This window comes from Azospirillum sp. (genome assembly GCF_050789165.1).
Genome location: NZ_JBOZRT010000039.1, coordinates 101,305 through 110,570 on the forward strand (window position 1 = coordinate 101,305; position 9,266 = coordinate 110,570).

Here is a 9,266-nt window from a genome sequence, read left to right on the forward strand (position 1 = left end):
GGGGCATGACAACGGCATGACCGACCCAAAGCGTCCTCCATCGCTTGAAGAGCTCGACGCCCGATTGCGCAAGGCGCGGGAAGGTCAGGAGTTACGCTCCGGGCCCAGCCGGTTCGCCGGCGCCCCGCAGGGCCCCATCGGGGTCGCCTGGCGGATCGGGGTGGAGCTGGTCGCCGCGATGATCGTCGGCGTCGGCGGCGGGTGGCTGATCGATCGCTGGCTTGGTACAGCACCGTGGGGCCTGATCGTCATGTTCTTTCTGGGCTCTGCGGCGGGAATTATGAACGTCTACCGGGCCGTCTCCGGGCTCGGCTTGGCTCCCGGCTACCGCCGGAACGAAAAAGAAGACCCAGAGCGCCCCACCGGCGACGGACATTGAGCGAGGACGACCTTGGATCCGCTGCACCAATTCCAGATCAACCCCATCGTGCAACTCATCATCGCCGGGTTCGACGTGTCGTTCTCGAACTCGGCGCTGTTCATGGTCGTCGCCGCGCTGCTGGTGTACGGCCTGCTGGTGCACGGGATGAAGGCGCGCGCGCTGGTCCCCGGCCGCCTGCAGTCGCTGGCCGAGATGTTCTACGAGTTCGTCGCCGGCATGGTGCGCGAGAACGCCGGGCATGACGCGAAGCCGTACTTCCCGTTCGTCTTCACGCTGTTCATGTTCATCCTGTTCGGCAACATGCTGGGCATGATCCCCTACACCTTCACCTTCACCTCGCACATCATCGTGACCTTCGCGATGGCGCTGACGGTGTTCGTGTTCGTGACGGTGCTGGCGCTGATCAAGCACGGCCTGCACTTCTTCTCCTTCTTCATGCCGCACGGCGCTCCGATCGCGCTCGCCCCGATCCTGATCCCGATCGAGGTGATCTCCTACGTGATGCGCCCGGTCAGCCTCTCGATCCGACTGTTCGCCAACATGATGGCGGGCCACACCATGCTGAAGGTGTTCGCCGGCTTCACGGTCCTGATGATCGGCGGGCTCGGTTCGGTCGGCTTCCTCGTCGGTCTGGTTCCCATCGCGATCAACATCGCGCTGACCGGCTTCGAGTTCCTGGTCGCGTTCCTGCAAGCGTACGTCTTCTCGATCCTGACCTGCCTGTACATCCGCGACGCTCTCGAGCTGCACTGAGATCGGCACCGAGTTTCGACCGGACGTTCCGCATTACCCATCACCAGTTCACCCTTCAGAAGAGGAATGAGTACAATGGAAGCTGAAGCCGCAAAGTTCATCGGCGCCGGTCTGGCCGTCATCGCCCTCGCCGGCGTCGGCCTGGGCATCGGCAACATCTTCTCGACCCTGATCGGCTCGATCGCCCGCAACCCGGCGGTGCAGCCGAAGGTGTTCCCGATCGGCATTCTGGGCTTCGCGCTGACGGAAGCCGTCGCGCTGTTCGCCCTGCTGATCGCGTTCCTGATCCTGTTCGCCTAAGGCTCGTCCAGACGCGACTTTCGCTTCTGAAGCGGCGCCGGCTCCAGTTCCGGATCGACGGGCTTCCGTGGGCACCCGCCCACGGAAGCTTCCGTTGAAACCGGGCGGTCCCAAAGGTTCTTTGGGGGGCTTTCGGCGCCGTACCTTTGCCTTGGGGGACCGATCATGTCGAACCTGTTGGCCAAGGGACGGCTGGCCCGCTGGTCGGGCGTTGCGGGCACCTCGCTCGCCACGCTGACCGTGATGGCCGCCCCCGTCCTCGCGGCGACCGCCGAGCACGGCGGCGAGCATGGCGGCAGCGGTGGCCTGCCGCAGCTCAATCCCGCCACCTTCCCGACCCAGATCTTCTGGCTGGCGCTCACCTTCGGCGCCCTCTACTACCTGCTGTCCAAGAAGGCTCTGCCGGTGGTGGCACAGGTCCTGGAAGAGCGCCAGGAGCGCATCTCCCGCGACCTCTCCAAGGCCGCCAGCCTCAAGGAAGAGGCGGAAGCCGTGATGGCCACCGTGGACAAGGCGATGGCCGATGCCCGCGCCCAGGCCCAGGCGGTGATCGCCGAGACCGTGGCCGCCTTCGAGGCCGAGAACCAGGCCAAGCAGTCCGCGCTGAACACGCAGATCGCCGACCGCCTGCGCGAGGCCGAAACCCGCATCGCCGCCGCCAAGGAACAGGCCCTGGCCAACGTCCGTGGCGAGGCCGTCGGCATCGTCCGCGAGATCGCGTCCAAGCTGGCGGGCATCGACGCCGACCCGGCCCAGGCCGAAGCCGCCGTCGCCTCTGTTCTTGAGGAGCGCCGCTGATGCTGAAAGCCCCTGAATTCTGGGTTGCGGTCGCCTTCGTCATCTTCATGGCGCTGATCTGGAAGAAGGCGTCGGCCGCCATCGGCTCGATGCTCGACGCCCGTGCCGAGAAGATCCGCGCCGAACTCGACGAGGCCCAGCGCCTGCGCGAGGACGCCCAGGCCACCCTGGCCTCCTACCAGAAGCGTCAGGCCGACGCCCTGAAGGAGTCGGAGGCCATCGTCGCCCACGCCCGCGAGGAGGCCGCGCGCATCCGCGCCCAGTCCACCGCGGACTTGGAAGCAGCCCTCAAGCGCCGCGAGGCCCAGGCCATGGACCGCATCGCCCAGGCCGAGGCCCAGGCGATCGCCGAGGTCCGCAACCTGACGGTGGACATCGCCATCGCTGCCAGCCGCCAGCTGCTCAGCCAGGGCATCCAGCCCGCCCAGGCCGACAAGCTGATCGAGGCGTCGATCGCCGACCTGCCCCGGCACCTGCACTGATTGTTGTCGCCCCGGCAACGCTGTTTCGAGAAGCCCCGGCCTTTGGCCGGGGTTTTTCTTTGGCCATATTGGTTTCTGAGGATTGCCCCTCCCCTTCCCTCCACCGCGCAAGCAGGGGAGGGCTAGGGAGGGGGCAGAAACAGGAGACCACCGCATGCCCGCCCCCTTCCCCACCGTCTTCGTCTCGCACGGCGCGCCGACGCTGATCCTCGAGGATTCGCCCGGCCGCGCCTTCCTCGCCGGCTTGGGTGAACGGCTGGGCAGGCCATCGGCGGTGCTGGCGGTCTCCGCGCACTGGACCACCGCCGCCCCCACGGTCAGCAGCGCCGCCCGGCCGGAGACGGTGCACGACTTCCACGGCTTCCCGCGCGCGCTGTACGAGATGCGCTACCCCGCCCCGGGCGCGCCGGAACTGGCGGAGCGCGTGCTCGGCCTGCTGCGGGCGCAGGACATCGCCGGCAGCGCCGACCCGGTGCAGGGCCTGGACCATGGCGCCTGGGTGCCGCTGAAGCTCATGTACCCCGACGCCGGCATCCCCGTCGCGCAGCTCTCGGTGATGCCCCGCCGCGGCGCGGCCGACCACGTGGCGCTCGGCCGCGCGCTGGCGCCGCTGCGCGAGCAAGGCGTGCTGATCCTCGCCAGCGGCGGCGCGGTGCACAACCTGCGCGACTTCCGCTTCGGCGCGACCGGCGCCGCACCTTGGGCGGACGCGTTCGCCCGTTGGCTCGACGAGACGCTGATGGCCGGCGATGTCGAGGGCATCGCCCGCTGGACCGAGCGCTGCCCGGAAGCCCGCGTGGCCCATCCGACGGAGGAGCATTTCCTGCCGCTGCCGGTGGCGCTGGGCGCCGCCGGTCCGGCTCCGCGCGCCGAACGGCTGCACGACGGCTTCGAACACGGCAGCATCGGCATGCAGGCCTACGCCTTCCACGCCGGCTGAGCCCAGGGCGCATCAAGTCGCGGATTGTCCCGTACTTGTCTGTTTCTTAACCGCCCCCGTACCGCTACAATCCGCGGCGCGTTTTTGACTGCCCGTATGAGAGCTGGTGTGACTCGGTTCCGCGCCCTGCGCGACCTCAAGGTGGCGACTCGGATCACCCTCGGCTTCGGGATCGCCTTCGGGCTGGTCCTCGTGCTCGCGGCGCTCGGGCTGCTGTCGCTGCGCGCGGTGACGCAGAACGTCGGCACCTACTCCGCCTCGGCGGGTGCCGCGCAGATCGCCGCCGACGTCGACATCGGCATGCGCGACCTGGAGGTCGCGGTCCGCGACCACTTCGGCATGGACGACGAGGCCAGCCTCGGCACGGTGCGCCAGCAGCACGAATCGCTGCGCGCGCGGCTCGCCGTGCTGGCCGAGGCGACCGCCGGCACCCCCGACTCCGCCGCCGTCGCCGAGGCGCGCACCGCGCTCGACTCCTACCGCGACGGCTTCGAGCGGCTGGTCAGCCTGCGCGGCGAGCGCGCCCGCCTGCTGACCGGCGTGCTCGACCCGATGGCCGAGCAGATGCAGGGCAAGCTCGCCCAGCTCAAGGAGGCCGGCGGCGTCGATTCGGCGGCGCTGGCGGCGGACGCCGCCGCCGCGGTGCAGGCGATGGCCGACCACGCCGCGCGCTACGCCTCCGGACGCGACCCCAAGGAGGCCGAGGCGATGCGCGCCGCGGTCGAGACGGTGCGCGGGCGCCTGCAGGAGATCAACCGCTACGTCTGGGTGCAGGGCACCCGCCAGCTGATCTTCGACACCCGCCACATGCTCACCGCCAGCGCCGGCGTGCTCGACCGGCTGGAAGAGGTGGTGAACGACGAGGACCAGCTGCGCTTCCAGGCGCTCGATCCCAACGCCGGGCTGATCAGCGCCCGCGCCGCCGAGGTGCGCAAGCGCAACGACGGCTTCGCCTCCACGCTGCGCCGTGGCCTTGCCGAGGGGGCGGAGCGCTGGGTGGAGACCGCCCTGTGGCTCGGTGGCGCGTTGCTGGTGCTCGGGCTGCTGGCCGCTTGGCTGGTGGTGCGCAGCGTCGCCCGCCCGGTGGACGCGGTGGCGAGCGCCATGGCCGCGCTGGCCGCCGGCAAGACCGACGCCGTGCTGCTGCCGGCGCCGGCCGGACTGAGCGCCGGCCGAGACGAACTGGCGACCATGGCCCGCGCCGTCGAGACCCTGCGCGCCAACGCCGCCGAGGTCGAGGAACTGCAGCGCGAGGCCGCGGAGGCGCACGCCGCGCTGCTCGAGGCCAAGCAGCAGGCCGAGGCCAAGGACCTCGCCAAGACCAACTTCCTGGTCAACATGGGTCAGGAGTTGCACCGCCCGATCAACGACATCATCCACCACAGCCAGTCGCTGATGAGCGAGCTGCACCGCGTCGGCGCCGGCGAGCTCGCCACCGACGTGGAGATGATCCAATGGTCGGGCGAGCAGCTGGTCGGTCTGGTCGACGCCATTCTCGACTACGCCAAGATCGAGGCCGGCACCGTGGACGTCGAGCTGCAGGACTTCGACGTCGCCCGCCTGCTGGCCGAACTGCGCGAGCGTCTGCTGCCGGTGGCCGACCTCAACGGCAACACGCTGACGGTGATCGGGGCGGCGTCGCTCGGCGCCATGCACCAGGATTTCGGCAAGGTGCGGCAAGCCCTGCTGAACCTGCTGGACAACGCCTGCAAGTTCACCCGCGCCGGCAGCATCGCCCTGTCGGTGGAGCGCGCCGACCGCGACGGCCGCGCCTGCATCCGCTTCACGGTGTCGGACACCGGCGCCGGTTTCCCGCCGTCGCAGGCCGGTAGGCTGTTCCAGCCCTTCGTGCAGGGCCCCGCGCCGGGCGGCGGCAAGGTGCCGGGCGCCGGGCTTGGCCTGACGCTGGTCGGCCACTACACGGCGATGCTCGGCGGTGACCTGGAGCTGTCCAGCGAGCCCGGGCACGGCACCCGCATCATCCTCACCCTGCCTGCGGTCTACGAGCCGCCCGCCGGGGACCGCCCGCTGATCGGCAAGGAAGGGCGCGACGTCCGTCCCCTGCTGACCGTCGCCGAGCCGCGCGCCCTGCCGCAGCCGGCGGAGTGATCTTCACCGCCGCCGCGGCGCGTCCGGATCGGGCTCGCCGCCGCCGCCCTGCCCGTACTTCATGCTGCGCATCTTCTCCGCGACGCGCTCGATCTCCTCGGGCGGCAGGATGGTCGGCTCGCCGAGCATCAGCGCGTAGACGTACTGCCGCGCCAGCGCCTCCACCTCCACCGCCAGTGCCAAGGCACCCTTGAGGTCGTTGCCCAGCACGATCATGCCGTGGTTGGCCAGCAGGCAGGCGCGCCGGCCCTCCAGAGCCGCCAGCGCGTGGTTGGACAGCTCCTGCGTGCCGAAGGTGGCGTAGGGGGCGCAGCGGATGCTGTCGCCGCCGGCCAGCGCCACCATGTAGTGGAAGCTCGGGATCGGCCGGCCGTACACCGCCAGCACGGTGGCAAAGGTCGGGTGGGCGTGCAGCACCACCTGCGCGTCGGACCGCGCCGCCAGGATGTCGCGGTGGAAGCGCCACTCCGACGACGGCCGCCGCTCGCCGGCGTAGCTGCCGTCGAAACCCATCTCGACGATGTCCGCCGGCTTCGTCTCGTCGTAGGGCATGCCCGACGGCGTGATCAGGAAGCCGCCGTCGGCGCGCGCCGACAGGTTGCCCGACGCGCCCTGGTTGACGCCCAACCGGTTCATGGCGAGGCAGGTGTCGATGATGGCGCGGCGAAGCTCGGCGTTGGGCAGGTTCATGGACAGGCACTCCGAGGGTGGTCGGCCGAGCACGCCACGGCGGCCCGGCTCCTGTCAACGCCGCTCCGGCAGGGTCCACTCCTTGACCACCGCGTCATAGCCAGCGGACAGCGCGTGCCGGCCGTCGGGCGTGTAGGTCACCGCCCACACCGGCTTGGCGTGCCCGGTGAACTCAGCCAGCTGGCGGCCGGTCGCCACATCCCACAGGCGCACGGTGCGGTCGCCGCCTCCCCCGGTCAGAAGCGTTCGCCCGTCCGGCGCGAAGGCGACCGAGGTGATAAAGCCGGTGTGTCCGGTCCAGGCGCGCAGCTGCTTGAAGGTCGCAAGGTCCCACAACCGCACCGTCTCGTCGCTGGACACCGTGGCGGCGGTGCGGCCGTCGGGCGAGACGGCGACTCCGTTGACACTGCCCTCGTGCCCCTCCAGCACCGCCAGTTCGCGCCACGTCACGGCGTCCCAGACACGGACCTGGAAGTCGTAGCCGGCGCTGACCAGCCGCGCCCCATCAGGCGTGAAGGCGACCGCGTTGACGTTGGCGCTGTGGCCGGTCAGCGTGGTTAACAGGGCGCCGCTCTCCACATCCCACACCTTGACCGACGGATCCCAGCCCGCCGAGGCGAAGCGCCGGCCGTCGGGCGCGACCGCGAGGCCGACGATGTTGCCGGTGTGCCCCTCGAAGCTGCGCAGCAGGGCACCGGTCTCCAAGTCCCACAGCTTGATGGTGGAGTCGCGGCTGCCGGTCAGGGCGCGCCGGCCGTCCGGCAGGAAGGCGACGGCGTTGACGCCGCCCGTGTGCTCCTGAAACGCGCGCAGTTCCTTGCCCGCCGCGAGGTCCCAGCAGATCGCCGAATAGTCCCAGCTGCCGGTCAGCGCCCGCTGCCCGTCGGGCGATACGGCGACCGCGTTGACCATGGCGCCGTGGCCGATGAGGTCCGCGGCGTGCAGCGGGGCCGCGAGCAGGCCGGCACCGAGGATCAGCGCCGTCAACGCGCGGCTTCCCGTTTCCATCGCCTGCTCCCCTCCGACCAAGCCGGCGGCGTAGCCCCTCACCCCCTCAAACAGGCGTCACCGCCCGGTCGTCACCGCCACGTGTGCCCGCGCAGAACCGCCGGGTTGCCGGTGGAACGGTTCGGGTCATGCTGGCCGGCCGACGACGCGGTGTAGCCGTCGGCGGCGTGGCGGAACTGCGGGACCAGCGTGCCGGTGCGGGCGTCCACCTCCAGCGTGCTGACCTCGAAGGCGCTGTTGCGGTCGCCGCCGGGGTTCATCACGGTGACGGCATAGGCCGGGCTGCCGTCCTCGCGGACAAGGTCGCGGATGCGGAGCACGGTGACGCCGTACTCCTTCTCGATCTGCCGCTTCACCTCGTCGGCGGGCTTGGTCGGCACGGCGGCGGCCGGAGCAGCGGCGGGCGCCGGCTGCTCGGCCTGGAGCGCGGCCTGCGCCTGCGGCGCGAGCTCGGCGGGGGTGGCGGTCTGGGCTGCCGCGGACCACGCGGCCGCGGCGGCGATCAGCAGGGAGGCGACGGCGGTGCGCATGCGGTGCGGTGTCCTCCTCATTCGGCGGGCGCGTGGTGGCCGTGGCCGCCGCCGCGCTGGCGCGGGTCGGTGCGCTCGCCCTTGACCTCGGCCAGCCAGAGGGCGTGGTGCTCGCGCGCCCACTCCTCCTCCACCTGGCCGGAGCCCATGGCGTCGAAGGCGCCTTCCATGCCGATGGAGCCGATGTAGATGTGGCCGATGATGACAACCGCCAGCGCCAGCGCGATCACCGCGTGGATCATCTGGTAGAGCTGCATGTCCTGCAGCCCGCCGAAGCTGAACGGGAACAGCAGCGCGAGCCCGGTGAAGCTCAGCCCGGCGCCGCCCAGCACCGTCGCCCAGAAGATCACCTTCTGCCCGGCGTTGAACTTCTTGGCCGCGGGGTGGACGTTCTTGCTGAACAGGCCGCCGGCCTGGGCAAACCACGTGAGGTCGGCGCGTTCCGGAATGTTGTGGCGCACCCACAGCAGGAAGGTCACCAGCACCCCGGCCATGAAGGCGAAGCCCAGGTAGTTGTGCGCCAGCTTGCCCCAGCCGGTCAGCGCGGCGAACGCCTCCGGCCCGATCACCGGCAGCAGCACCCAGCGGCCGTACAGCACGTTGAGCCCGGTCAGCGCCAGCACGATGAAGCTGCCGGCGGTCAGCCAGTGGGTGCCGCGCTCGATCGCGTTGAAGCGCTGCACCGTGCGGCCGGTGGCCGGCGCGTCGAGCCGGATGCGGCCGCGGAACAGGAAGAACAGCACCAGCACCACCAGGATGCCGGCCAGCGCCCAGGCGCCGTATGTGGCGATCGGCCCGTTGCGCAAGGCCCGCCAGCTCTCGCCCTCCGACTGGATCAGCACGCCGGCGCGCGGGTTGGGCAAGCTGGAGGTGCCCTGCACGCCTTGGCGGATCGCCCGCCAGACGTCGGCGTCGGCGGCGGTGTTCAGCTGGTGGGTTCCCGCTGGCGCCGTATCGGCTGCGCGCGCCGGCGTCCCGGCAGCGGCCACACCCAGCACCAGCATCAGCGCGGCGAGCGCCGCCTTGCACCAGGACGTCATGTCGTGCCCTCCGCTCAGAACCGCCCGTTGTTGACGCGCTGCTTCAGGGAATCGAGCTGCTCGGCCGACAGCGGCGCGTCCTGCGGCCCGACGTACTTGCCCTTCTCGAAGTGGAGCGGACGCTCCTCATCGTTGCACCCGGCGAGCAGCCCCGCCGCCGCAGCCAGCGCGGCGCCGACGACCAGGAGGCGCGTGATGGACTTGGTGGTCATTGTGTTCCCCCCTCGGACTCGC

Annotated in this window: 12 protein-coding genes; 7 read left to right on the plus strand and 5 right to left on the minus strand. The window is 70.7% G+C overall.

Annotated features, from left to right (window positions below; all coding sequences use genetic code 11):
* The first annotated feature begins 16 nt into the window (after nt 1-16).
* The 7 genes from ACRWK7_RS09080 (at nt 17) to ACRWK7_RS09110 (ending at nt 5,764) form a co-directional block, all read left to right on the plus strand.
* On the plus strand, nt 17-379 hold the full coding sequence (locus ACRWK7_RS09080) for an AtpZ/AtpI family protein (protein ID WP_431855887.1): 363 nt from the start codon (nt 17-19) through the stop codon (nt 377-379).
* 12 nt (nt 380-391) lie between these two features.
* Nucleotides 392-1,135 carry a F0F1 ATP synthase subunit A gene (locus ACRWK7_RS09085; RefSeq protein ID WP_431855888.1) on the plus strand — a complete coding sequence of 248 codons (744 nt, stop codon included), beginning with the start codon at nt 392-394 and terminating at the stop codon, nt 1,133-1,135.
* 75 nt (nt 1,136-1,210) lie between these two features.
* On the plus strand, nt 1,211-1,435 hold the full coding sequence (locus tag ACRWK7_RS09090) for an ATP synthase subunit C family protein (RefSeq protein ID WP_045581937.1): 225 nt from the start codon (nt 1,211-1,213) through the stop codon (nt 1,433-1,435).
* Between the two features lie 165 nt (nt 1,436-1,600).
* Nucleotides 1,601-2,233, plus strand: a complete 633-nt coding sequence (locus tag ACRWK7_RS09095) for an ATPase (RefSeq protein ID WP_431855889.1) — start codon at nt 1,601-1,603, stop codon at nt 2,231-2,233.
* Nucleotides 2,233-2,715, plus strand: a complete 483-nt coding sequence (locus ACRWK7_RS09100) for a F0F1 ATP synthase subunit B (RefSeq protein WP_431855890.1) — start codon at nt 2,233-2,235, stop codon at nt 2,713-2,715. Before ACRWK7_RS09095 ends, ACRWK7_RS09100 begins: the two co-directional genes overlap by 1 nt.
* 154 nt (nt 2,716-2,869) lie before the next feature.
* Nucleotides 2,870-3,655 carry a DODA-type extradiol aromatic ring-opening family dioxygenase gene (locus ACRWK7_RS09105; protein WP_431855891.1) on the plus strand — a complete coding sequence of 262 codons (786 nt, stop codon included), beginning with the start codon at nt 2,870-2,872 and terminating at the stop codon, nt 3,653-3,655.
* A gap of 108 nt (nt 3,656-3,763) precedes the next feature.
* Entirely contained in the window at nt 3,764-5,764 is a 2,001-nt protein-coding gene (locus ACRWK7_RS09110; protein ID WP_431855892.1) for a sensor histidine kinase, read from the plus strand.
* 3 nt (nt 5,765-5,767) lie between these two features.
* On the opposite strand, the gene ACRWK7_RS09115 is transcribed toward ACRWK7_RS09110, so the two are convergent.
* The 5 genes from ACRWK7_RS09115 to ACRWK7_RS09135 form a co-directional block, all read right to left on the minus strand.
* The gene (locus ACRWK7_RS09115) at nt 5,768-6,454 is read right to left on the minus strand and encodes a class II aldolase/adducin family protein (protein ID WP_431855893.1); all 687 of its coding nucleotides are present in this window, start codon (nt 6,452-6,454) and stop codon (nt 5,768-5,770) included.
* 54 nt (nt 6,455-6,508) lie between these two features.
* Nucleotides 6,509-7,462: a WD40 repeat domain-containing protein gene (locus ACRWK7_RS09120; protein WP_431855894.1), complete on the minus strand. Its 954-nt coding sequence runs from the start codon at nt 7,460-7,462 to the stop codon at nt 6,509-6,511.
* Nucleotides 7,463-7,533: 71 nt separating this feature from the next.
* Nucleotides 7,534-7,992 (minus strand): PepSY domain-containing protein, encoded by a 459-nt coding sequence (locus ACRWK7_RS09125; protein WP_431855895.1) that lies wholly within the window; start codon nt 7,990-7,992, stop codon nt 7,534-7,536.
* Between the two features lie 17 nt (nt 7,993-8,009).
* The gene (locus ACRWK7_RS09130; protein ID WP_431855896.1) at nt 8,010-9,032 is read right to left on the minus strand and encodes a formate dehydrogenase subunit gamma; all 1,023 of its coding nucleotides are present in this window, start codon (nt 9,030-9,032) and stop codon (nt 8,010-8,012) included.
* A gap of 14 nt (nt 9,033-9,046) precedes the next feature.
* On the minus strand, nt 9,047-9,266 hold a 220-nt coding region (locus ACRWK7_RS09135), incomplete at its 5' end, for a hypothetical protein (RefSeq protein ID WP_431855897.1).